Consider the following 465-nt stretch of genomic DNA (forward strand, 5'->3'; position numbering starts at 1 on the left):
TAGGGACTACGAACGACGAGCAGCGCCATGACAGCCCCGAACAACGTCGACTGCGTCACCGTGAGAACGCCCTGGATCGCAGCAACACCAATGTCGGCTCCTGGCGCCATCAGCGATCCTTCAGGGAACAGGTGGGCCAATCCGAATATGAGGGAACTCGCCATTACCGCGAAACCGACGGGATCAACGACCGCGCGTAAGCCGGCGAACCCATGACGATGAGCGCGCGGCGCTCTTCTTGGGTATGCTTCATTCCGGCGACGCGCCCAAGACAGGCATGCCCACAACAACACGCCGCGGAAAAGCACCTCTTCCACCACCGCCGCCTCCCAAGCCTCGGCAAGCAATGCGCCACAGCGCGCCAGCTGCACTGCTTGCGAACCCCCGTCAGCCCACCACTGACCGAGGCCGCCCACGACGCCGGCGAGCAGCACCAAGACGAGCACAGGCCCAAAGCCACACGGT

1 protein-coding gene is annotated in these 465 nt (G+C 64.1%); it reads right to left on the minus strand.

The genetic code is table 11. The features are described from left to right. The coding region (locus NE591_RS12335) for a type II CAAX prenyl endopeptidase Rce1 family protein (RefSeq protein WP_256156756.1) at positions 1-446 on the minus strand (446 nt) is incomplete at its 3' end. Positions 447-465 lie beyond the last annotated feature (19 nt).

It is taken from the genome of Adlercreutzia sp. DFI.6.23 (assembly GCF_024462535.1).
Taxonomy (GTDB): domain Bacteria; phylum Actinomycetota; class Coriobacteriia; order Coriobacteriales; family Eggerthellaceae; genus Adlercreutzia; species Adlercreutzia rubneri.